Raw genomic sequence first — 25,151 nt, 5'->3', positions numbered from 1 at the left:
TTACCATATTCCCTCGCGTCCCATCCTCTTGGCCAAATGGTTCGCTCCAAGGATCAGTATGAGATTGATAACCGACTGAACCATGCCGACGGCGGTCGTCAGACCGAATTCGCCTTGCTTGATCCCGACGGAATAGATATAAGTGCTGATGACCTCCGATACATCGGTGACGACGGGATTCGTGAGCGCCAGCGGCTGCTCGATACCGATCGAGACCATTTGCCCGATGTTCAGGATCAGCAAGACAACGACAGTCGGCATGATGCCGGGTAAGGTAATATTCCAGATTTTACGGAAGCGACCTGCCCCGTCGATTACCGCCGCTTCATAGAGATGCGGATCGATGGCCGTCATGGCCGCCAGATAGATGATCGTCCCCCAGCCGGCTGCCGCCCACACGCCCGAAAGCGTGTAAACGAAAACCCACCAGAACTTATCGACCATAAAGTAAATTTCCTCGAAGCCGCCTCCCCGCAGCAGCTCGTTCACGATCCCGTACTTGGGAGACAAAATATTGTATACAATGCCGCCAAGCACGATCCAAGACATAAAGTGAGGCAAATAAAGAAGCGATTGAGAAATCTTCTTGAAGTATTTGGCTCGGACTTCATTTAACATCAATGCAAGCAGGATTGGGGCCGGAAAGCCGATTAACAGACTTAGAACGTTTAACGTCAACGTATTTCGAACCATCTGCCAGAAAGCGGGGATCTCCAGCATTTCCTTGAAATGCGTCATTCCTGCCCAATCGCTTGCAAAAACTCCCTTGAAGAGGTTGTAGTCTTTGAATGCAATAACCAAGCCGCCCATCGGAATATAAGAGAAAATCAAGAAAAACAAAAATCCGGGAACGAGCAGCAGATACAGGTCGTAGTTTCTTCGTAATTCCTTCCGGAACGGCCCCAATGTCGCCGGGGCTTCGGCTTTGCCCGGTATGCTCAAGCTTGCGGAACGCCCCTTCTCCGCCATACTTCGAATCCCTCCTTATCGAAAAAATGAAGCAGTTAAAAGGATTGATTGCAGCCGCCTTCAAGTCCCCTCACAAGTGCTATGGGACAAGTATAAGAAGGAATGTAAGCGTTTCAAATATAACAATCTTTACTTTTTATTAGTTATTTAACTTAGGACCCGCGAAAACTAGCATTGATCATCCTCTACATGCCTCAGGCTTTCGACCAGCATCAACAGGGCCATCGATTGACCGTACGGCATCGGACATTGCGGGATTTGCTTGTAGAAATCCAAAGTGCGTCCCATTCTCGTTCCGTAAGAAACGCCATGCACCGTGCCTTTATCGTCTATTTTGCGGATCACCGCATGCATGGCTTTCATCCCGCTCTCCCTGTACGACTCGCTCAAATAGCCCATGCGGACCGCTTTCAGAATTCCGTATGCAAATCCGGCGGTCGCCGACGTTTCCTCGTAAGAAAGCGGATCGTCCAACAGCGTGTGCCACATTCCGCTGGAAGACTGGTACTCTGCGAGCGTCTGAACCTGACGTTCCAGCGAGGACAGGAGAAAGAGCTCGACGCCCAGAGGGAGCTGAACGATGTCGAGAAAATCGACTAGCCCGGCGGTATACCATGCGTTCCCCCGTCCCCATAGCGCCTCCGCAAAATGGTGATTGCCCTCGAACGTCCAGCCGTGAAAGAACAAGCCGGTCCGCGGATCCGTCAAATACTTGAGGTGCACGAGAAACTGACGAATACTCTCCTGTACGTAATGATCTTTGTTTAGCAGGATTCCCATTCGTCCCATAAAGAGTACCGTCATATACAAAGTGTCGTCCCACAGCTCGCCCTGATTGGGATTATCGATCGCGTTATGCGTAATGCCGAATTCTTTCGTTCGCGGCATCTCGTTGGCTGCATAGCTTGCCCATTCCTCGCAGATCCGCAAATAGTCGGGGTTTCCCGTCAGATCGTAAAGGTAGCTTAACGTTAACAGCGGGCACATCGTATTGACGTTCTTCGCGGGCAGCCCTTCCCGAATACGATTGTCGAACCATTCCGTCAAATAAGTCAGGATCGAATCATTTCCCGTCTCCAAATAATACCGATACAACGAGAACAACCCGACTCCTTGCGACCAATCCCACTTCTCCATCGAAATGATGCTTACAGGCGTGTCCTCCTGGATTCCAATTTCAAGGTTTTGCATGCCCGTTATGACCTTCTGGATCAAAGCTTCGATTTCATTCCGATCTAGTTGCTGCTTCAGCATCCGTATTCTCCTCCCTTGTTCATCTCCCACTTTAATGTAGGGCAAAGGAGGTTTACATACGGGATTTTTACGCTTTTATTAGTTTTCTTTAACTGCATTTTTGTATTCCTTGGGCGAACGCCCCTCGATTCGCTTAAATACTTGATAGAAATACGCATACTCTTTATATCCGACCAACTCGCCAACTTCATTGACTTTATATTTGGGATCTCGAAGCAGCCGTTTGGCTGCTTCGATTCTGGCCTTAGACACTAGGTCAACGAAATTGATGCCGGTTTCCGTCCGCAGCAGCCGACTGAGATAGCTGTGGCTGATTCCGAAATGCTCGGCGACAGAGGTCAGGTTGATCGTTTCCGAGAAATGCGTGTTGATGTAGTCTATAACCTTCCTGACCATTAGGCTGTACTCTTTGTCCCCGACAACTACCTTGCGCTTGACGACCCCGACCCAATCTGCCAAGTAATCCGATGCTTCCTTAAGGCTATTTAAACGGAACACGTCGTCGAGCACCTGATCGATGCTTTTGCCAAGTCCGAACTCATCCCCGGTCAAGCGGAAATAATAACGAGCCGTTGCGATACAAACCTCCGACAGCAGTCCTTTTACGACCAATATGTTGCCTTCGCTGTAGACTCGAATCTGATCTACAAATCGTTCCAAGTAACGGATAACTTCCTCCGCGGTCGATTGCTCAAGGACCCGGTTAAACTGTTCTAGATCTTGCATAATGGAAAATTTCCCGGTTGCCCGGGATTCCGAACCCGAATCTCGCAGCAAGATATGGTCATCGTCCAGGAAAAAGCCGGAGTCAATTAACCCTCTTACTTCACTATAGGCTTCTTCCAGCTCCTTCAGCGACTTTCGGAGCATCCCTACAGCGATATGGGAACGTACTCCGTTTAATCGCTGAATACGCTCAAGCCAATCCGATGCAAGCGATTTCAATTTCATTCGCGCTTCGCGCGTTGTTGGAATGCGGGAGAACAGGCAGACGAACAAGACTATGTCGTTCCAATAAGCAGGGATGACTTGGAGCTCATATTTAACCGAAGCGGACAGTACGGTGTCTACGATCCGTTCGCGATAGGCGACGTTAGCGGGATCTCGTTCTTGGACTCCCGACTGCAGCGGTTTTAGTGCGATCAACGCAAACCGGCTGTAATGAATCCCAAGCTCCTTCTGCTTAGCAAGAAAACCCTCTTCGTCCATCGCCGTTCCGCGGATCAGGGCCGTCATCCATTGACTGCGTAAAGCAGGCAAGCTGCTGTTATGCCGCTGCTCCAGATCGTTGTATTCGCGGCCCAGTTGCTCTACGGCCAGCTTCTCGGACCGCACCGCATCGATCTCGCGGACAGCTGCTTCTACAATCTTATAAAGCTCATCATTGCGAATCGGTTTTACGATAAAATCGAATGCACCCAGACGAATCGCCCGTTGCGCGTATTCAAACTCCTGATAACCGGTGATGATAATCGTCTTCGACTGCGGTAGATACGTTCTCATGAATTCGGACAAATACAGGCCGTCATGGCCGGGCATACGAATATCCGTAATGAGAATGTCGGGGCGCACGTTCTGAATCAGACGCTCGCCTTCTATTCCATCCTCCGCATGACCGACCACTTCGCAGCCCAGACGATCCCAGTCGAGCGTCTGGACAATAGATCTCACGATAATCGGCTTATCGTCAATTACGATGACTTTCTTTTTCATCTGGCTCAGCTCCCCACATAATAGGCAATCGGATTTGAATCGTCGTATACTCGCCGGGAAGACTGCGAACCGATAATCCATAGTCGCCTCCGTACAGGATCCCGATGCGTTTGTGGACACTGACGATGCCCACTCTTGTATGTTTATCCTTAACGGGCAGGTCGGGGTAATTCCCGGGGTTCATCACTTTGTCGATCATCGCTTCGTCCATGCCGATTCCATTGTCGGTGACTTCCAGGAGCAATGTCTCCCCTTCGGATCGACAAGCGATTTGGATCGTCCCTTTCCCCGGTTTTTCTTCGATTCCATGCTTGATCGCATTCTCTACAATCGGCTGCAAAATAAATTTCGGCACGGAACAATCCATCCATGTCTCGCCGAGTTCATAGCGAACCTCGATTTTATCCTCGTAAATGATCTGATGAATGTTTAAATATTTGCGGATAAAATCAAGCTCTTCTCTTAGCGGAATGATGTCGCCTTTCTTCCCGATGCTTTCGCGCAGCAACGAGCCGAGCAAATAAATCAATTCCCCGATCTGCTCCTCGCCCTTAAGCTTGGCCAATCCGTAAATCGATTCCAACGTATTGTATAGAAAATGCGGATTGATTTGGGCCTGCAAAGCTTTATATTCGAACTGCAGCGTTCGATACTCGGCTTTCTGCTTAAGCAGCTTTTCTTTATAGACCGTATGAACAAGCTCGCTGATTTTTTCGGTCAACAGATTGAACTTTTCCGCCAGCAGTCCCACTTCGTCCCTGGTTTTCGGCACAATCACCTTATGAGAGAAATCCATCGTAAAGCTTGTCATGCTTTGCAAAAGCAGCCTGACGTTGCCCGTTATGCTTTTGGACAAAAAGGCCGCAAGCAGAAAGGCGGCAATCAACGCGATGATCGTAATATGGATGGTCCAATACTTAATGACGGACGTCCCCCGCGTCAGCTCGGCTACCGAAATGATCTGAACGATTTTCCACTTATCGCTTGATGTCGCAAGAACCGTATATAAATAGTCGCTCTTATTCCAGCGAAAAGATTCGGTAGCGCTGTCGCTATTTAAGTTAAAGCGATTGTCCAGAAAAAATGCGGATAATTCCGGAACGATGCCGCCGCTGTTAATAAGCTGGTTATCCTCGTTCAAAATCAAAATGCCGGAGCTGGTTAACCGATTGATTTCCGTATAGATGCTTTCGATTTGTTTGCTTTCGACACCCAGGATCACTGTCCCGACATAAACGCCCGTCGTTAATTCGTAGAGAGACTTGAACATTAATAGGGTTCCTCTCGAACCCGGGACCCATAAAGCCTTGCCTCTCTTCTGCTTCACTTTCTCCAGGTCGACCTCGTCGAGTCCGCGCTCAATCAAATTGGAATCGAACGTTCTCCCGATTTTATGGGGAACGCCGTTCGGTTCGATAAAAGCGGCTTGAACGATAAATTCTCGTGAATAGAGCAAATCGGATAAATAGTTGGCGATTTCTCTGCTCTGAAGTACATGTTCGGAATTGTCATCGCTTTCCTGAGTTAGAGCTTGGCCCAGATTCGAAATTCTGAATTCCTCGAAGGCCAGATCTTCGATTTCCGAAGTCCGCTTCTCCAGGTTAATGCCGATTTGTTCGTTTAGAAACCGGGAATAGTTGGACGTATTGGTTTTGATCGTATTCACCGATACTTTGTAAATGACTGTCGTGATCGTCAACACCAGAATCAAGATGATCAAAACGAAGGACAGCAAAAACTTCGTGCGGAGCTTCATATCGCGTAAACTAACCGCTATTGGAATCAACGTTGTCCACCGCCCGTCTTGAAAAGATAAATGGTTCTGTCATCTTAACATAGGCGCTTTCCGTGCCGCTATTTATTCCGAGAACGAATGCAGAAGAAAAGACCGGGGAGTTTCCCCCGATCTTTCCAATTCCAAACCTCCTTAATTCGAGCTATCGGGCATCGCGGCTCGTAGACGGAGGGTGACGATCGCTCCCGGCAATAACGAGCCTAGATCAAGAATACGAGGATTATCGAGAGACAGGCGCCTGATCTTGTCTTCCACCAGATTCACTTCTTCCGCGAATTCGACGGGGAACGAGAAGACGATCCGAGCACGCGTCGGTCTTTTGTAGGGCTCGAAGAGCCGAATCGCGTAATCCGTCTGTGAGCCGGGGATTCCGACAGCCGGCTTGAACGCCGTTGCAATCACGCCCTCGGACGGCTGCCAGCCGGAAGAACCGAACTCCTCGATTCGGATCGCCCCGAACGATTCCGCTAATTGTCCATCATCCGATTCGCTCATATGAACGGCCAAGGGCTGATTAAACTCCCAAGCTTTTCGATCCGCTTGTCCCTCCTTCCAGTCGGACGAATGGGGATATATCGCATAGGCAAATTCATGCAACCCGATATCCGGAAGGTTATCCGGCTCGTACGAGCTTCTTAGAAGCGTCAGCGACATCGTCGAGCCTTGGACCGAACATCCGTATTTCCCGTTATTAAGCAACGCGACCCCGCAGGATAAAGGAGAGGCTGCTTCCGAGAGACCGGACCAATGAACGGCCGGCACCTCTTGTCCGTCAGCCTCCCGCCGAATCGTACCGAAAGGAATATCGAATACGGCATCCGGCGATTTGAGCTGCGTTGCGAACGACACCTTCAGCATCGGAGCGTCGGTGTCCGCCGTCCCCTTCTCCTGCCAGTCGACGCAGGTCATAAAATCGATTCGTTCGATTCCGGCATACAGCCGAATTTCCTGTCGGATCTCTGAGGATCTGTGACGGTGAACAACGGAGATCGATTGAACCACAGGTCCGTTATCCTCTACGGAGACTTTCGCTCCGCGAAGAAGACGATGGATCCGGGCGATCGGACCGATGCTCCATGCCGACATGCCGTGCGGGGCTTCGTCGTGCACCTCGAATAAGTTAAAGCCGGCCGCGCTTGATAACTCTCGTGCAAGCGTTTTGTCGTAGAGACTTGTAAGGGTGCCGGAATCGCTGTGCACGGAGAGACGATAACGGCTGTTCTCCATCACATGCGTCCTTCCGGCTCCCGCGGCGATTTCCGTATTGAAGACTTCGGTATAAACCGCTTTGGAATAACGATAAGAAGAGAAGCCATAGGCAGGAATTCCTTCCGCCAAGAAAACGACGGAGCCGTCCTTCAGCTTTTGGATCGGCGACCGTTTCCCCGAGGAATCGATCAATGCATCGCCAGTCTCCCAACCTTCCACCTGCGGATAATCGCATCCTCTCAGCGTGACGATATCGGTCCGGCTCCAGGAAAGGGAATTGAAGACGGTAATGACCTGATCGAAGCCGCTGCGATGTTCGCGACTAGGGAATGCCCGCTCCATTGCGAGCCGACCTTGGCTCTCGGCAATCGAATAGGCGTTCCGGGACGCGGGCACCGCGTCTTGATAAGTCAGCTGTATGGCGCAGCCGCAAACGATATCGTGAAATTGATTAAAGCATTGCGTGCGCCACGGCTCGCGCAGCGCCTGCTCCGTTTCCGCGGTCGGCGTCGGCTCAGTTCCGGATACAAGCGAGTAAGCGGCGGCAATGCCGGATAAGCTTTCCGCTCGAACAAGCGCATGCTCCGTCTCTCGATTCGCTCGCTTGATATCGCCATGAGACGTGTAGCAGCCTTCGAAAACCGTATTCAGCTCCCCTTGAATTACGGGGAGGCGGGCGCCGGATTGCTCCACATCCCGATAAAACGCGGTACTGCCCGAGAATATGAAACGAGGCAAAAGACGGCTTTCGTTCAGCTTCATTCCCCTGCGGATATCTTGCTTGGTCACGCCGCCCCCATGATCGCCGATTCCGTAGACGTACATATTGCAGGCCAATCCGAAGTCTTGGGCCATCTCGATCGTGCCCGGAACGATGTCCGAGGCATAGATTCTGCCGTTGTAATGACGGGGGTCCTGAAAGGCGAGCACGCGAGAGCCGTGCTCCCCTTCCCACCAGAAAATCGGAATCCCTTTGCCTGCCCGGCAAAAATAATAGTATTTCAGCCCCGCCAGGGACAAAATATCCGGCATCGTTGCCGGGTGCCCGAACGTATCCGGCTCCCAGCAAATTTCCGGAGATACATTCAGTTGTTCCCGGCAATACGAGATTCCTTCGCTCAATTGTCTGACCATCGTCTCATAGCCGGCCATATTTAAATCGCCTTCCACCCATGTCGCAGCCGTTACATCCCAGCGTCCTTCATCGATCCGCGCCTTTACCTTGGCCCACAGCTCCGGGTAGCGATCCTGCATGGCCTTGTACGTGGCGGCTTGACTATGCGAAAAACAGACGTCCGGAAATTCCTCCAGGATGGCGTTAACCGATTCAAAGTCCCGGCGGATCAAATCCTCCGTTTCCTCCCAAGGCCACAACCAGTTCATATCGATATGAGCATGTCCGACCAGATAGATCCGGTACTGTTTGGCATACGATTCGAACGAATGAAGCTTCTCCCGCACCGACGCAATGGACAGCCCGAGCTCCTCCCAGCGATTCTCCTCCAGAGCGGCGTAAGCAAAGCTGTCCAAGGCGTCCTCGACTGCCCGGATATGGCCCTCTGCATCGGCATCCCCGTTTTGCAGCAGGAAGAGCACGAAGCGAAGCTCTTCCGAGAACGTATCCAGCGTGTATAGCCATTCCTCGACGGCGCCGATTCTAAGATCCGCATCGTGAAAGTAACCCAAACCGTCCCCTTTGCGGCAGTGAACGACGATATCGTATATTTCGTCCCCGTTCACCGCGCCAGTCAGCGGGATCGGCACGACCTTCGTATCGGCCCAATAGTCGACCGCATACGCAAGCTCGCCATTAATATATATTTTCGAACCGATCAGCAGGCAAATCTCGAGAAGAGCCTCGGAGCCGACGAGCTTAAGGCCCATATACTCCTCCGGAATCCGGACTTGGAGGTAAAAAGTCTTGTCGCTTTCCTGAGGGGGCCATGCGAAGCGAATGCGCGCTTCCTCCCACTCGCGATGCTGCGCGGAGCAATGCTCCACGGGTACAATCTGGTTCGTATAGCTCCACTTGCTCAGAGAAGCGATCGCCTGAAGCTGCTCTTTCTTAGAACGAAACATATTGCGCAGCCGGTCGATCTTCTCAGCCAGTTCCGATAATCGTGCAGATGCATTCATCTCATTTTTCACCTTCTTTAGTCATCGAATGCCCCTGCCATTGCTCGCAGCCGCGAAAAGGCATATGCTCTCCCTCTACGTACCTGGGGTAAGGTAAATACGTGTTTATCCCCGGTACCGCTTCCCCTCGCAACAAGAAGGCGGACGCCCACGGGCCCTTAGACTTGATTTGCGTCGTCGTCGGAATATAACGAATCGTTAATCCGCATCGCCTCATGGCGGAATGATTCGCTTCGGAGCCGTGGATAATATTCGGATTATGAATGGACACGCTTCCCGCCTTCAAAATCAAGTCGACGGCTTTGGCTTCGTCCACAAGCGAAGGATCCACCTCGGAATCGAGCACGTTGTCGATGTCCGTCCTCTGCTGCATCTGCTGCAGCTGCATCGTATGTGTGCCGGGAATTACCCGCAAGCAGCCGTTCTCCCTTACAGAATCGTCTACCGCAAGCCATAAGGTAACTACCTCCATAGGCTCGAGCGGCCAGTAGCTTCCGTCTTGATGCCACAGTACGGGCCGACCTTCGTACGGAGGCTTGCAAATGTAGTGGGAAGCGAATAAGGCTATGTTGGGGCCGATGAACTGCTCGACAATGTCCAAAAGACGCGGGTCGCTGATGAGGCGAACCCAAAACGGATCCTTGGCGACCAAGTCGTGAGTAAGCAGCTCGGGACGCTTGTCGGGATACTTCTTCATTAGCCAAGCGATATGCTCCTGAGCTTCCCGGACGATTTCCGCGTCCAGAACATCGGGAAAAACCGCATAGCCTAAATCATCGTAATGTTTCTTTGCTTGCATCAAGTGGGAATTCATGTCGATCATCTCCTCTAAATTATCTTCTAAATTTGTGTAAGGGACGGATTTATTTCTTGTATCGCTAATTCATATAACCCCTGTAGACAGATGTCCGCATGCTTCATCATATCCTCGATGCGGACAAACTCGTCCGGCCGATGCACGTTGTTATCGACCCCGCCTGGCAGTCCGGCACCGAAGGCGACGCCATTGTTTTTCAGCTTTCGGGCATACGTGCCCGCTCCCATTTTTAACAGCTCGGCCTTCTCTCCGGTCGCACGTTCGTACACTCGACTTAAAGTGCGAACGACGGGATGGTCGGGAGAGACATACACTGGACGGAGATGCCGGGTAATCGTCATCTGCAGCCCATGCAATTGAGCTTGCTCCGCGACGAGGCCGAGTAGCCGATCCCCATCCTCGGTTACCGGATAACGAACGTTAATTATGGCAGTCAGGGTATCTCCTTCTGTGAGAATTTGCTTGAGAAGGACAAGCGTCGGTCCCGAAACCTCGTCGCTGCGGTGGATGCCCAGCGCCTTCCCGCTTGTGTCATGTCCGATCTTTTTGTTCAGGAAGAGAATGAACGGATCGGCATCGGTTCTAAATGGGAGACCGGCGAGCCATTCCATCATATCTGCAATTGCATTGCCGCTTGGTTGGTTAGCGGTATTTCCGTTTGCCGTAATCGCGATATACCCGTCAGCTCCCATCTCCGCTTGCAGGTTCGTTCGACGGTTCAACAACTCGTGCCATTTCCCTTCAGAGACGTGCCCGGAGGCGATCCGGACTTCGCACCTTTCCGGCGCCATAATCAGCGGCATCCCGCCCGTCAGGCTGTCGATTTGGAGTGAGCCGCTCCCTTGACGACGATCCCGAGTGTGGGAGATCCGGATCATCGCGTTGCCCATCTCTACATTGAATAACGGGTAGCCTGCATCCGGCACAAAGGCAAAGTCCGGTTGCGGTTCTTTGGAGAAATAATAGTCCATATCCTTCATTCCGCTTTCTTCGTTCGTTCCGAAGATGATTCGAATTCGGGTGCGGATCGGAAGGCCAAGGTCGCGAATGGCCTTCAAGCAATATAGCGCAACAACAGCCGGTCCTTTGTTGTCGGATGCCCCTCTGCCGACGATTCGCTCCTCCTCGATCAGGCCTCCGAACGGCGGATAGGTCCAGCCTTCTCCTTCGTGAACCGTGTCCAAATGAACCAGAACCGCCGTCATTCGCTCGCCGCTCCCGTATTCCGCATAGCCGGCATATCCGTCAACGTTTTTAGTCGCAAATCCCATCGAGCACGCTAATTCGAGCATGTACTCTAAAGCCCGGTTAACCCCGCTGCCATAAGGCTTGCCGGGCTCGGCTTCCTCTTGAACGCTTCGTATTTTGACTAATTCGGAAATGTGATGGACGATCTCATTCCGATATTGGGCCATTTCGCCCCCGATCAGCATCTTCATCCCCTGCCTTGCTCTTTTATTCTCGATAAATCGGAAGCCGTTTTAAGCCTTCATTGCGAATAAGCCTCTATCCAGATCGTCGATCAGCGTCTCCGCCTTTTCCAAGCCTACCGATATTCGGACCAGGCCCGAAGGAATGCCGGTAAGGCTTGAAGCTTCCTCGGAGATCCCGACTCCGGGAGAATTGATAAGGCTCTCGAATCCGCCCCAGCTCGGCCCCTCCTCGAAAAAGCTTAATTGCTTTATGAATGCCCTGATTTGCTCGACGCTGCCCTTCGGTACGAAGCTCATCAGCCCGGAATAACCGGACATTTGTTTACGGCCGAGCTCGAATTGCGGGTGGCTCTGAAGGCCCGGGTAAAATACGCGTTCCACGGCCGGATGTTCTTCGAGAAACTTTGCCACCTTCATCCCACTTTCCTGATGCTGACGCATCCTGAGCGGTAGGGTGCGGAGACCGCGCAGCAGCAGCCAGGACTGATGCGGGTCCATGATCGCGCCGAACAAGCCTCTCTCGCGATGCATGATTTCGGTCAAGGTCTCCTTCCGACCGACGACGACGCCTCCGACGATATCGCTGTGCCCTCCCATATATTTGGAGGCGGAATGAACGACCAGGTCGATGCCTAAGCGAATCGGATTCTGATACATGGGGGTGGCCCAAGTGTTGTCGATGATGGTCGTAAGGTTGTGCGCGCGAGCCAACCCTGCCAACTGCGCCAAGTCCTGAAGCGTGAACAGGTTGGAAACCGGACTCTCCAATAAAATCACCTTCGTATTCGGGCGAATCGCCCGCTCGAACGCTTCCACGGACTCCGATTCGACAAAGGTCGCCTCCACGCCGAAACGGGGCATATAGTTTTCCAGAAAAGCGCGTGTAGGCGTGTAGACGCTTCTCGGACATAGGACATGGCTTCCTTGCTCCAACACACTCATCAGAGTCGATGTGATCGCGGCCATGCCGGAAGCGAAACATTTGGCTTCCTCCCCTTCCTCCAAAGCGGCGATTTTGGTCTCCGCAATCTCGGTCGTGGGATTGGTTACGCGAGTATAGGTATAGCCGTGATTAACCGTTTTCCTCGTAAAAAGTGAATTTTGAAAGATCGGCGGGACGATTGCCCCAAGAAACCGGTCGTAATCGTCTCCAAGATGCGCGCAAATATCTTCCTTGCTCCACGTTTCTTGGCCGGGATGAACACTCACGCGAAACACCTTCTATCCAACGAATTTGTGTGCAGCCTACGTATAACAAAGGAGCCAACCTATGGCCCCTTTCGAAAAGGCAGATCCTACTCACTTCAAAGGCTTGCCGTCGCATATCGTATTCAGAATATCAACGTTGGAAGCTTTGCCTCGCGTATCGGCGAAGCATTCATACCCTTTGCTGTAAACCCCGTCAATCAGAAGGTTTTCAACGCTTCCCGCTTCTTCGTCAATGGAAACGATTTTGCCGCAAGGCGCATCATTTTTCCGTACGGCCATGACGTTTTTCAGCACCAGATTTTCCACAGGGCCCGCCACTTTGATATACTCGGCGTTGGCTGTGGCGCCGCCTTCCTCCAGAATAGTCAGGCCGTCAATGATGACTGTATGAATGTGCTGGCCCTGCCCTTTTTCAATGTTTTTCTTTTTATCTACAAACGGAATGCCGATCTCGGCGATCGGACGATCGTCGCTCGGGAAATGATGCCGGATATTTTTGAGCGTAAGACATTCGATATTCCCACCGATGCGGAAAAGGAATGGGTTCGTATAATGGTAATTAGGTTCCGACTGACGCAGATCGACGTTCTCAATCACAATATTCCCGAAAGACCCATAGTCCTCGCTGAACCACGGATTGATATAGAATCCGAAGCACTTGTAGGTCCCGCTGACGTTGCGGATAGTCACCCGGTCGAGACGTCCCTTGGCCCTGCTGAGCAGGCGGATCCCCTGATCGACATTGTCCATGAACACCCCGTCGACTTCTACATCGGTAATATCCGATTCCCGATCAAGCTCATCCGGGGCAAGAGCAAGGATATCGTCTCCCGTACGTCCGCTGAGGTTTTTGACCGTAAGGAAACGCCCCGGCCCCCAAAAGTGCAAGCCGTCCTGATTCTGTCCGCTCATGTGGTCGATCAGATCAATATGCACGTTTTCCACGACCACATGACGCCAATTACATATAATAGCTGCCCAGGATCTTTGGTTGCGAATGGTAATATCCTTGATCGTCAAATACTCCACGCCATAAAACTCTAGCGCCATCACCAAACGGCCGTCGAAAAAATCAGGTTCACCGGGCGTACCGAATACAAGGTCGCGCTGGTCGGTGGGGGCATGATGCAGCTGGTTTTGGGCGTTGTGATTGTAAGTGCCGCCCAACAGCGAGATGCTGCGACTCTTGATCACCTTTTTGTCCCGGTCGGCGTTAATAACGATGGAGCAATTGGACTGTTCGTCCAAAAAGAAACCGCAGTCTTTAGTCAGACATTCGATCGTGGTATTGGAGTGAACGACAAGTCCGCTCACTAGCGCGGCGCCATCCATCACCAGATGAATTCCTCCGTCTACTAGGGCTCTGTCAAGAACCTCCTGAAGCTGCCGCGTGACGTTTGTGCCGCCACCCGTAAAAACGTTGCTGTCCAACGTCGCGACTGAGCTGGCGTATACCGTTTTGACAACCATTCCATTAGCATCCTTTCTGCTATTGCTCATTTTATGGCCTTCTTCATGGTCATCCCCAGTATAAAATCGGGTGAAAGCGTTTAACATCGTGCGATTTTGTTCTTTTATTAGGTTTCTTGCGTATCTCCTGCTTAGACACAGCAAACAGGCTGCCGGTAGTGCTGGCAGCCTGTTGCTCTACTAAACGATCGACGGGCCGGACGTGAAAAACCGCGAAGCCGTTTGGCTTCGCGGTCTCTCATGCTATTAGTTAAGCGAATCCAACCGTGCCTTCAATTGCGGGTTGAGCTTCAACACATTCAAAATGATCTGCAACGCTTCTGCGCGTGTGGCTTTATTATGGGGATCGAATTTCCCGCCCCCTTTACCGCTAATGATTCCCGCTTGCGCCACCCGCATCCATACCCGAATCCGTCCTCCGGTTTCCAACATTTCTCTCTATCTTCATCTTAAGCTCGTCCAATAAAAGAATAATAAAAGAACTGCGCACAAACAGCCCAAATCCGCATAAGGATAAGGGTTCACAGGATTAATCAAAGCGAGACAGGAGGCTGTGAAGGCTACCGTCTCGCTCTTATTTTAGTTGTGCATTTTGATATGACTCGTAGTCGTTATTTACTCCTCTCTCTTCCCTTTCCGTTCTTTTTTATCAATATTCTGCTTATCTTTCTTGTCCTTTTTGTCTTTCTTATCCATCTTATCTTTCTTATCGATCTTATCTTTTTTGTCTTTCTTATCCTTTTCTTTTTTCCCCTTATCCCCTTTCATATTTTCTTTAGGACCGTTCCCTTTGCTTATTTGCCCAGTCGCGGGACGATTAAACTCGGAGATTGGAACACCCTCTAAAGCCAACGACATCATCTCTTTGAAAATTAAAGCAGGATATTGTCCACCTGATGTGGTCAAATAATGCTTGCTATCCGTAGTGTCATAACCAAGCCAGACCGCTCCAACTAATTCCGGCGTGTAGCCGACAAACCATGCATCTTTGGAACCTCCGGCAATCCCAGCGAACTGTTTATTTTGCGGAAGCTGTGTCGTTCCCGTCTTTCCTGCCACCGGACGATTCATAGCCGCGTTCTTTCCTGTTCCATCTCGCACAACATCGACCAAAAGCTCTGTCATGGCATAAGCATGATTCGGTAACATAACCGACACCGATTCGAGTTTAGCTTCCGCTAAAACTCGTCCATCTGTCGTAGTGATTTTGGTTATCGTATGAGCTGGAGCCATTGTACCTAGATTAGGAAAAACACTGTAGGCTTGCGCCAATTGAAGCGGGGATAACCCTTGCGAAAGACCTCCCAGCGCCAAACTTAAGTTATTATCTTCTTCGCCCAGTGGGATATCGAGCTTCTCAACAAACGTTTTTCCGGTTTGCAGACCGATCTCATTCAGTAACCAAACTGCCGGAATATTCCTCGAATGAATAACTGCATCCCGAAGCGATACCTGCCCTAAAGTTCGATGATCTGAATTATTCGGCTTATAACCGTTAATATCTAACGGACCATCGTACAGCATCGACTTCGCCTCATAGCCGTTTTCCAAAGCAGGTCCGTAGACCATCAGCGGTTTGAATGCCGAGCCTGGTTGTCTTACAAGCTGCGTCGCACGATTAAAACCGCGAAATACATGCTCGCCCCGTTGCCCCACGATTCCGCGAACTCCACCCGTAGAAGGATCCATAATGACCGCTCCGCTCTGTACGAGTTGATCGGGGGCGCTATCGGGAAACAGAGATTCATTACGATACGTATTTTCCATCGCACTCTGAACGATCGGATCTAGTTCCGTGTAGATAAGAAGATTTCCTGCCAACAACTGGCGCTCGGTAAATCCGTATAATTCAATGGCTTCATCGATCACTTCGTCTGTATATGAAGCGTATTGACCCAGCAAATCATTTTGATGTTCCAAGGGAGCTTCTTTAAGTACCTGAACGGGCTCAACGATCGCTTGGTTATACTCAACATTCGAAATAAAGCCCCCATCTCGCATTAAGCTGAGTACAAGGTCCCTTCGCTCCAATGCGAGTTCCTTATTCTTAAGCGGAGAATAACGACTGGGAGCTTTCGGTAATGCGGCTAATAAGGCGGATTCGGATAACGTCAAGTCCTTCGTCTCTTTGCCGAAATACCGCTTAGCGGCTCTCTGTATTCCCCATTGGCCTTCTCCAAAGTAAATTTGATTCAAGTACATTTCGAGAATCTGGTCTTTGTTATAAGTAGATTCGATCTTGAGGGCATAGGCCGCTTCAGTCAGCTTTCGCGAGAACGTTTTTTCCCCTGTTAGAAAAACGTTCTTGGCGAGCTGCTGAGTAATCGTGCTTCCCCCTTGTGCTGCGCCGCCTTCCTTCACGTTGCGGAATGCAGCTCGAATGATGCCGAAAGCGTCCACTCCGGTATGATCGTAATACCGCTTATCCTCTACGGCGACGATGGCTTGCTGCATATGTAGCGGAATTTGGTCGATCGATACGGGCTCGATTTTGACGGAAACCATCTGGGAGCTCGGCTCCCCATTCTTATCTATCAATTGAGTAGGTGCTAACACTGGAACGACAAGCTTCTCAATATCAAGAGAGCTGACCCAGTAGGCTGCGAAAGCCACAAGCGACATAAGTCCAAGAAGGAATGCAAGTATCCAAATCCGGAATCTCACAAGAAATTTATAGATACCAGAGAACGCCGCCACTTTGGACGCTCCGCGATTATTGCCTTGTTCCTTAAGTAATGTTGTTTGTTCTGTCATAGATGTCTTCTCCAACTGTGGTAATAAGTATCATTAACCAGAAAAGATGGTTTCAAGTCTAAAATAATAATGAAAAAAACTCGCCTTATAGTCAAATGAAGATTTTCTCAAGAACACAGGAGCGGTCTAAAGCGCCAGGGCATGATAAGCCCCGGGAGCCCCGATTAAAAAGCCGCTTCCGCCAACGTCTGCAAACGTCGGCCGGAAGCGGCTTTTCTCATATTCGATATTAGATTAGATGAGGCCCGATTCCTTCAACAGGCGACTAACGATGGCTGCGACCTCGGCCCGGGTCATATAGGCCTTCGGAGCAAGCGTCGCGCCGTTTCTTCCCGTCACGATGCCGGCTTGCACACTGTCGGCCACTCCGCTTCGCGCCCAACCGGACACGGACGAATTGTCTTCGTAGCCTTTCAACAGGGTATCTGCGGACTTCGCCGGAAGCTTCTCCTTCAATCCGGTTATCGCCATCGCTTTGGCGATGATCAGCAGGGCTTGTTCCCGCGTAATCTTGTCATTCGGACGGAACTTGCCGTCCTTGAAACCGTCAATCAGGCCGTATTTGTATGCCGCATTCACCGCACCGGCATACCAGTCGGATGCCGCTACATCGGTGAATGGCGTTGTGCCTTTGTCCAGCTTGAGTCCCAATCCGCGAACGACAATTGCTGCAAACTCGGCTCTGGTGATGTCTCGGTCCGGACTAAACGTGCTGCTGCCCGTCCCCTCGATCACCATGCGCGAGCCCATATCGTTCACCGTTTCTTCCGCCCAATGACCCGCCAAATCGCTATAAGCAAGCGGATGCCATACGACCGAATAAGTGCTGTTGGTCAAACTGTTAATTCGTGCATAATACTTGCCGTCCGCAACGATGATCTTAGTCGGAACGTGGCGCACCGTACCATCGGGTTCAATGACGACTCCCGTCGTAATCCGGTTCGGATCTACGCTATCCGGAATCGCAATCGTCCGTTCCACATAAGCGTTAAACTTCGCGATCTCGATGGTCTTATCGCCGTACGAGATTGTGATCTTAAAATCTACAGGCGGGGCAACCAGAGTGAAATCCCCTTTGGTACCGGCGCCTTCCGCCAGTTGTACCGTACTTGCCGAGGATGCGGCAATTTCGACTCGTACCTTGATGTCCTTCAAGGCCACCGAAGCGCCGATTTCTTTGGAAACGGCATCGATGTCGATTTGCAGCGCAGGTACGGTATAGGTCGCGCGATCCGTTCGGATTTCCAGAATCGCCTGCCGGCCCTCCATATTCTTGATCATTTGGCCGTTCAATTCTCCGATGACGACATCGGAATCGCCGCCGACCGGAATGGTTACGATCGCACGATCTCCTACCGAGGCTAGACGCTTGTCCAGCTTGTCCGCGTCAATCGCAATCGTCGTAACTTTCCGATTGTTCATCCTGGTTGTCGTTGCCTTGCCTGCGCTCTCTGCTTTACCGTTGACGAGAATATCCGCATTGCTGTCCTCGGTTCCCGCGGCCGGCCCTGTCGACGGCGCGGTTCCCGGTGATACGGATCCGCCTCCCGGTGAAGCGGCGTTCACAGTAACGCTCACCGTGCTCGTCGACGTCGAGCCAACGATGTCCACCCATTCCGAGCCGTTCCATCTTTGCTTCCGGAACGTTGCCGTGACAACGAAGCTTCCTGTCCCCGTAGTCACGTACGACGAGACGTAGCCGTTGACGTCGTCGTTCCATTCGAACGCGCCGGACTTGGATTCTTCCGTAGACGTCCATGTCGTCGGAACGTACCTTTCGTCCCCGTTCACGGTTCCATCCGCCGCTTGCCGATCGCCTGTCGCGCTCAGAGTAATGGTTGCGCCCACCTTGACCGTCAGGGTATTCGCCGTTACGCTGTTGTTCGCAGGATTCGCCGCCGCGCCGTCTACGGTCAGCGTCGCCTCGGACGACGTCACCGACTCTCCGCTACCGCTGACAATCACCCGGTACCGTGCCCCGCTATCTGACGCAGACAATTGGACGAGCGTCAACGTCGAATTTGTCGCTTCCGGCACGTTCATAAAGCTGTTGGACAAGGCCGAATACACTTGCCACTGGTAGGTTAATCCCGTTCCTGTAGCCGTAACGCTAAAACTTGCGCTGCCATTGGCGGCCGTCGTATTCGAAGGCTGAGCCGTGATCGTCGGCAGCAACGGACCTTTGCGCAAAATCTGGATGCGGCTGTTGTCCGTGTCCGCAACATAGACATTGCCAGAATTGTCTACCGTTATGCCGCGAGGAAAAACAAATTGGCCTTCGTCATCTCCTAACATTCCCCACGTCATCTGGAAATTGCCTTCGGAATCGAACTTCTGAATCCGATTGTTAAACGTATCGGCGACGAAGACATTCCCGTCTCCATCCACAGTGACCCCGCCCGGTCTATTGAAGTGACCGTCCAAAGCGCCTATGCTTCCCCACTTTTTAACGAATTGGCCGTTAGCGTCCCACTTCTGAATTTGATGATTTCCGGTGTCGGCGACATAGACATTGCCGTCGGCGTCTACCGCGATGCCCACAGGATTACGGAATTGTCCCGCTCCGTTGCCCGGAACGTCTCCCCACGTTCCTTCAAGGCTGCCGTTCGCGTCGTACACTTTGATTTGGGACGAGTCTGCAACATAGACTTTGCCGCTAACCTTGTCTAGGGCTACACCGCTTGGAGCGGTCAACTCGCCGCTCTCGCCCATTATTCCCACCAAACTGCCGCTATCGTTGAAAGAATACACCCGAGCGTTCAATTTGTCCGCCACATAGACGCTTCCGGTCACGCTTACGGCAATGCCGACAGGCACATTGAAGTTAACTTCCGAACTCGGGTCAATCTGCTGCCACACCGACAGGAGCGTGCCGTTCGCATCGTATTTGAGAACCTGACCTTCTTCAGAATCCGTAACATAGATGTTACCATCGTCGTCGGCAGCCACGTCCGCTGGTTCATCCATTCCGCCGGACACGAAGATTTTAAAGCCCGCCTTCGGCGTTATACTGTTTGAAGGATCGGATGCCTCAGAGGTTCCTAATGCATTCTTCGCCGTCACGGTGAAGGTGTAGCTCTGTCCGTTCGTCAAACCCGTCACTTTGATCGGACTGGTACTGCCCTTCTTCGTAATTCCTTCAGGCTCCGACGTTACGGTATATTCCGTAATCGGACTGCCTCCGTTGCTCGCCGGCGGATAAAAGTTGACCGTCGCTTCGCCGTCCCCCTCGACAGCCGTCACGAACTGCGGGGCGTCGGGGGCTTCGAGCACAGGCATTTTTGCGACTCGAACCTGGTTTTTGCCATCGTACTTCTCCGTCCATGCCGCAAACAATTTGCCGCCATATACGGCGAGCGAAGGATGGTTGGCGGTCGAGTTGTCCCGGGCATTAAGCCCGTGGTCGCTGTCTGCGCTCGTCCAGCTGATGCCGTCGTACTTTTTCGCCCTGACGGTATTCGACTCGACCCAAGCGGCGTACAATAGGCCGTCGTATGCGATTAATTTCGGAACGGAAACGTTGCTTCCGGCGGTGTAATTCAACCCGGCATTGTCATCCGCCCATTGCCACCCGTTCTCTTCGTCGTAGGACTTGACCCGAATAGCCTTGTTGTTGTCCGACCAAGCGACGTACATTTTGTCCCCGAATACGGCCACGTTCGGATGGTTGATGTACGTGTCCACATCGGAACCAAAGCCTCCGCCGTCTATCGACTCCCAGTCTCTTCCTCCGACATAGCGGCTCACTTTGATCTTCTGCACGCCCTGCGTGCCCGATTCTTCGCGCCACACGGCATACAGAGAACCGTTGTATACGGCCAATTGAGGGCTTCCTGCCCCACTTCCGCTCAGACTTGGCGTCGGAGATGCAACTTGCCATCCCGCTCCCGTATCGTCGTATTTTTTAACTTGAATTTGGGAACCTTCTTGCCATATCGCATACAGTTCATCGTTAAAAACCGTTATTCGCGGATCCCACGACAATCCAGGCGCCATATTCAACGTACCGCCATCTACCGTCGTCCAATTCGTCCCGTCAAACTGTCTGACTCTGGCTCGATAGTCGAATGTGAGATAGCCTTCGTACCAAGAGGCATATAATTTGCCCTTATATACGGCAAGCGAAGGAAAAACCGCTTTATTTGCGAACCTGTTTTCATTCCCGTACGCATTCAGGCATCCGGCGGGACACCCTGTTTGAGGCTCGTCTACGGAAGCCCAATCCCTTCCATCATATTTCATCGCATGCATGAGAACGTTTAAGTCGGCATCTTCCGACCATAGGACATACAGGTCTCCGTTATACTCGATAAGGTCGGTATTGTAAAGACTCTTTGACCTATCTTTGATAAGTTCGCCGTCGTCTACGAGCGTCCAACTGCTCGCATCGGATGCCGCATTCGCAATATTCCCCCCCGTCATCGCCGGCAGCGCCAGCAGAAATGCAAAAACAAGAAAAATCGCCTTTCTACTTCTATGACCGAACCTCTTGCCGGTCTCTTTCTCTTTACTTGTCGACATCTTGTCGCCTCCCATTCTATTCTTCGCTGTTTTTCGTCAATTTCCATTATAGTAGAGCACCCTAAACACAGACTAAACAGAGAAAGCCACGGGATCTGTCGACTCCTTAAGCGACTATTCGGGATGACCGGATGTAACGACACCTAATTGGATCACACAGTTTAAGAGTACCGATTTAACCATAAAAGAAACTTCCCCAACATCAAGGCGGCCTCAAAGGATTACTTATTCGTAATTTCTGTTTACTGTTTTGAAATAATAATATATTCTGAATAAAATTATGAGAAAAATTAGGAGGCACCATCGTGGCACTGAGAAGGATGACCGCAGCATTGCTTGTGTTTTTGCTTTTTACGACATCGCTTGCCGTGAATCACGTTAATGCAGCTTCGCCAACGACTACGGGACTGAGCCTGCCCCTGGTCAAAACGTATATAGCCGGAGAAGTGATTGAATTCACCGTAGTATTTAACGAGAATGTGAGCGTGACAGGCGGAACGCCTAGCCTGAAGCTCGATGTTGACGGTACAATGCGGGACGCATTTTATAAGTCTGTGCCTTACTCCTCGACACATTTGTCATTCTCTTACAAGGTTCAACCGGGCGATAATGATGCGGACGGCATTCAAGTCCTAGGCCCCATTCAATTAAATGGCGCTTCCATAACGAATGCTTCTGGCGAGGCCGCCGATCTCGGCAGCGGGTTTGGTCCAAGCGGTGCATCGGTGCTGAATACCAATACCAAGATAGATACGGTCATTCCGAGTATTCTTTCCGTTAGTTATCCCCTTGATAAAACGTATGCTGCAAACGAACCTCTCTCGTTCCTTGTAACATTCTCTGAGAATATCAACGTTGTCAGTAATTATGGTAAGCCCTATCTCAGTCTCAATATCGGTGGAACTGAAGTACGCGCAGAAGCGGTAAACTCTACAAACGGGCTCATTCAGCTTGAATTTGTTTATAACGTAGAAGCTGGCCTTGAAGATCTCGACGGGATTACGATCGACAATGAAATAAAGATGTATGGAGGCGTGATTGAGGATGCCGCACATAACCTAATCAATCCGGTTTTCCCGAATGGAACGGCTACAGAACTTACCGGCGTTAAAGTAAGCGCCGGCGGATCTTTCCCCGTAACGGAGATCATTCCTGCTGACGGCTACTATAATGAAGGCAAGATCTTGGATTTCGTATTCCAATATAATCAGAACGTGACCGTGACCGACGAGCCTTATCTCCCATTGTTCTTCGGAACAACACAAGCGCCAATAGAAAAGCAAGCAAAGGTTGCGGATGTATCAGGGAACAAAGTTACGTTCCGATATACCGTTCAGAACGGGGACGAAGCTCTTAACGGGATTAGGGTCGACAACGCCATTCAATTAAACGGTGGAAGCATCAACGACGCGAGCGCATCGACGCCGATGCCTCTCGCCGTTTACAAGCTTGCGCTTTCGGACGTGCGCGTCGATGCCGTCCTCCCTAAAGTACAGCATTTCTTTTACCCTCCGAATTATCCGACCAAGCCGAATTACGTCACAGGAGAAAGCTTTGATTTCGGGATTCGCTTCACGGAACCCGTAAAGGTTAGCGGTATTCCGAGTTTGTCGTTACTGTCCGGCGCCCATTCCGTAGCTCAGGCTGTATATGTGTCCGATGTACCGGACTTAGAACCGACCGATCTCATATTCCGTTATACCGTTCAAGATACGGATAGAGACGTCAATATTGACGCATTAGGACTGATTGACAGCACGAACGGATCGATTGTCGATGCTGGAGGCAATGCCAGTCAAGCGAGCATTGACACTAAGCCGTTTGTCCAGATCAGTCTAAACGCTTCAGCTCCGACGATCACGTCGGTCGAAGTGCCTGAGGCAAAGGTTTATAATGTGGGCGAAGAATTGCTCTTTAAGGTTCATTTCTCGGAAGTGATGCGGGCGCGTATAAACCCTGCAATTTTGCCGTTAACGATCGGTAGCAACGCGGTTGAGGCGATTTATTCCGGCGGTACGCGCACCAGTATCCTGACATTCAAATATGTGGTGAAGGCTTCTGACCTAGGTACCGATGTCATTACCATTGGAAGTTCCTTGCTTGCCAACGGAGGAACTTTAATAGGCAAAGATGGAGACGGCATTCAAGCTGATCTGACGCTAAACAATGTTGAAAACACATCCGGCATTGTTTTCGGAGAGGTCGCACCGAAAGCCTCCCATGTGAGTATCACGGGAACGGCACAGGTTGGCTCACCCTTAACCGGAAGTTACACCTATAGCGATGCAAACTCTGATGCGGAAGGTACGAGTTTATTCAAGTGGTATCGCTCAGATGATGCGATGGGAGCGAACAAGACGGCAATCTCGGGAGCAACGTCAACCTCCTATACGTTGCGGTCGGCCGATCTTGGAAAGTACATTAGTTTTGAAGTGACGCCGATTGCGAATACGGGCACGACTACAGGATTAGCTGCGGAGAGTTTATTGACCTCTGCTGTCACGGCTTCGTCACCCAGTGGCAGCCCTTCGCCATCCGGCGGCGGCAACGCTTCGAACGAGAATCCAAGTTCCGCGACAACAAGCGTGGATGTGCTCGTTAACGGCAAAGTGGAGCGCATGGGCACGGCAATGACATCCAAAGTGAACGGACGAACCGTAATCACCGTAACCGTCGACCAGAAAAAGCTGGAGGACAAGCTCGCCGCGGAAGGTCCGGGCGCGACCGTCATTATTCCGGTGATGGCCGAGTCCGATGTCGTCGTAGGCGAACTGAACGGTCAGATGATTCGAAACATGGAAAGCAAGCAAGCGGTTTTGGAAATCAGAACGAATCAAGCAGCTTACACGCTCCCCGTTCAACAAATCAACATCGGCTCTATCTCCGATCAGATCGGCAATTCGGTCCCTCTGAAAGATATAAAGGTGCGGATCGAAATCGCCGAATCGACCGCGAATACGATAAAAGCGGTGGAGAATGCAGCGAACAAAGGAAGCTTCACCCTTATCGCACCGCCGATTGAATTTACGATTAAAGCGACCTATGAAGGTAAAACGGTTGTCGTATCCAAGTTCAGCGCCTATGTTGAACGCACGTTTGCAATTCCGGACGGCGTTGATCCTAAGAAGATTACAACGGGCGTTGTTGTCGAAGCGGACGGAACCGTACGTCATGTACCTACCAAGATCGTCATGATTGACGGCAAGTATTACGCGAAAGTGAATAGTTTGACCAATAGCGCCTACTCGATCATATGGCATCCGATAGAGTTTAGCGATGTTGTCAATCATTGGGCTAAAGACGCAGTCAACGACTTGGGTTCGCGTATGGTCATCGACGGCAAAGGAGACGGTTCTTTCGGTCCGGAGTCGGATATCACTCGTGCTGAATTCGTAGCTATTCTCGTTCGCGGATTGGGACTTAAACCGGAAAACGAAGCCTCTCCTTTCAAGGACGTAAAAGCTTCCGACTGGTATAACGGCGCGATTAGTACCGCCTATTCGTATCAATTGATCAACGGCCTGAAGGACGGCAGTTTCCATCCGAATGCTAAGATTACTCGCGAAGAAGCTATGGTCATTACCGCTAAAGCGATGACGATCACCGGATTGAAAGCTAAGCTTTCCGCTCAATCGATCGACAAGATATTAAGTCCGTTTGCGGATTCGAAAAAAGCTTCCAGTTGGGCGCTTAGCGGCATCGCCGACATCATACAGTCCGGAATCGTAACGGGAAAAAGCGGCACCAAGCTGGCTCCGAAAGATTATATAACCAGAGCCGAGGTTGCCTCTATCGTTAAACGCTTGCTGCAAAAATCGGATTTGATCTAGACGGATTATTGCGTCACGACAAAAAAATCGCCTTGTCCTCT

13 protein-coding genes are annotated in these 25,151 nt (G+C 51.1%); 1 reads left to right on the top strand and 12 read right to left on the bottom strand.

Annotated features, from left to right (window positions below):
* The 12 genes from DFP98_RS14615 to DFP98_RS14560 form a co-directional block, all read right to left on the bottom strand.
* Entirely contained in the window at positions 1-969 is a 969-nt protein-coding gene (locus DFP98_RS14615) for an ABC transporter permease (protein WP_116061347.1), read from the bottom strand.
* Between the two features lie 168 nt (positions 970-1,137).
* Entirely contained in the window at positions 1,138-2,223 is a 1,086-nt protein-coding gene (gene bglB / locus DFP98_RS14610) for a beta-galactosidase BglB (protein WP_116061346.1), read from the bottom strand.
* Positions 2,224-2,301: 78 nt separating this feature from the next.
* Entirely contained in the window at positions 2,302-3,936 is a 1,635-nt protein-coding gene (locus tag DFP98_RS14605; protein ID WP_181917696.1) for a response regulator transcription factor, read from the bottom strand.
* Positions 3,911-5,722 carry a sensor histidine kinase gene (locus DFP98_RS14600; RefSeq protein WP_181917695.1) on the bottom strand — a complete coding sequence of 604 codons (1,812 nt, stop codon included), beginning with the start codon at positions 5,720-5,722 and terminating at the stop codon, positions 3,911-3,913. Before DFP98_RS14600 ends, DFP98_RS14605 begins: the two co-directional genes overlap by 26 nt.
* 141 nt (positions 5,723-5,863) lie before the next feature.
* Entirely contained in the window at positions 5,864-9,076 is a 3,213-nt protein-coding gene (locus tag DFP98_RS14595; RefSeq protein WP_116061343.1) for an alpha-mannosidase, read from the bottom strand.
* Between the two features lies 1 nt (position 9,077).
* Positions 9,078-9,890 (bottom strand): phytanoyl-CoA dioxygenase family protein, encoded by an 813-nt coding sequence (locus DFP98_RS14590; protein ID WP_220377104.1) that lies wholly within the window; start codon positions 9,888-9,890, stop codon positions 9,078-9,080.
* A gap of 26 nt (positions 9,891-9,916) precedes the next feature.
* Entirely contained in the window at positions 9,917-11,332 is a 1,416-nt protein-coding gene (locus DFP98_RS14585) for a Sapep family Mn(2+)-dependent dipeptidase (RefSeq protein ID WP_116061341.1), read from the bottom strand.
* A 42-nt stretch (positions 11,333-11,374) separates the two neighbouring features.
* On the bottom strand, positions 11,375-12,535 hold the full coding sequence (locus tag DFP98_RS14580; protein ID WP_116061340.1) for a trans-sulfuration enzyme family protein: 1,161 nt from the start codon (positions 12,533-12,535) through the stop codon (positions 11,375-11,377).
* 90 nt (positions 12,536-12,625) lie between these two features.
* The gene (locus DFP98_RS14575; protein ID WP_147310190.1) at positions 12,626-14,035 is read right to left on the bottom strand and encodes a glycoside hydrolase family protein; all 1,410 of its coding nucleotides are present in this window, start codon (positions 14,033-14,035) and stop codon (positions 12,626-12,628) included.
* 216 nt (positions 14,036-14,251) lie between these two features.
* Positions 14,252-14,437 (bottom strand): S-layer homology domain-containing protein, encoded by a 186-nt coding sequence (locus tag DFP98_RS14570; protein ID WP_116061338.1) that lies wholly within the window; start codon positions 14,435-14,437, stop codon positions 14,252-14,254.
* Positions 14,438-14,620: 183 nt separating this feature from the next.
* Positions 14,621-16,759 carry a transglycosylase domain-containing protein gene (locus DFP98_RS14565; protein WP_116061337.1) on the bottom strand — a complete coding sequence of 713 codons (2,139 nt, stop codon included), beginning with the start codon at positions 16,757-16,759 and terminating at the stop codon, positions 14,621-14,623.
* Between the two features lie 234 nt (positions 16,760-16,993).
* Positions 16,994-21,280 carry an S-layer homology domain-containing protein gene (locus tag DFP98_RS14560; RefSeq protein ID WP_246016536.1) on the bottom strand — a complete coding sequence of 1,429 codons (4,287 nt, stop codon included), beginning with the start codon at positions 21,278-21,280 and terminating at the stop codon, positions 16,994-16,996.
* A 305-nt stretch (positions 21,281-21,585) separates the two neighbouring features.
* On the opposite strand from DFP98_RS14560, the gene DFP98_RS14555 reads away from it, so the two are divergent.
* On the top strand, positions 21,586-25,110 hold the full coding sequence (locus tag DFP98_RS14555; protein ID WP_246016535.1) for an S-layer homology domain-containing protein: 3,525 nt from the start codon (positions 21,586-21,588) through the stop codon (positions 25,108-25,110).
* Positions 25,111-25,151: the final 41 nt, after the last annotated feature.

The organism is Cohnella phaseoli, from assembly GCF_003386235.1.
Lineage (GTDB): Bacteria > Bacillota > Bacilli > Paenibacillales > Paenibacillaceae > Cohnella > Cohnella phaseoli.
This window is presented reverse-complemented; position numbering and strand designations above follow the sequence as displayed.

Coding starts and splice junctions, on each gene's coding strand:
- DFP98_RS14615 (WP_116061347.1), bottom strand. CDS start 969: ATGGCGGAGAAGGGGCGTTCCGCAAGCTTGAGCATACCGGGCAAAGCC.
- DFP98_RS14565 (WP_116061337.1), bottom strand. CDS start 16,759: ATGACAGAACAAACAACATTACTTAAGGAACAAGGCAATAATCGCGGA.
- DFP98_RS14585 (WP_116061341.1), bottom strand. CDS start 11,332: ATGAAGATGCTGATCGGGGGCGAAATGGCCCAATATCGGAATGAGATC.
- DFP98_RS14595 (WP_116061343.1), bottom strand. CDS start 9,076: ATGAATGCATCTGCACGATTATCGGAACTGGCTGAGAAGATCGACCGG.
- DFP98_RS14560 (WP_246016536.1), bottom strand. CDS start 21,280: ATGTCGACAAGTAAAGAGAAAGAGACCGGCAAGAGGTTCGGTCATAGA.
- DFP98_RS14590 (WP_220377104.1), bottom strand. CDS start 9,890: ATGAATTCCCACTTGATGCAAGCAAAGAAACATTACGATGATTTAGGC.
- DFP98_RS14570 (WP_116061338.1), bottom strand. CDS start 14,437: ATGTTGGAAACCGGAGGACGGATTCGGGTATGGATGCGGGTGGCGCAA.
- DFP98_RS14605 (WP_181917696.1), bottom strand. CDS start 3,936: ATGAAAAAGAAAGTCATCGTAATTGACGATAAGCCGATTATCGTGAGA.
- DFP98_RS14575 (WP_147310190.1), bottom strand. CDS start 14,035: ATGAGCAATAGCAGAAAGGATGCTAATGGAATGGTTGTCAAAACGGTA.
- bglB (WP_116061346.1), bottom strand. CDS start 2,223: ATGCTGAAGCAGCAACTAGATCGGAATGAAATCGAAGCTTTGATCCAG.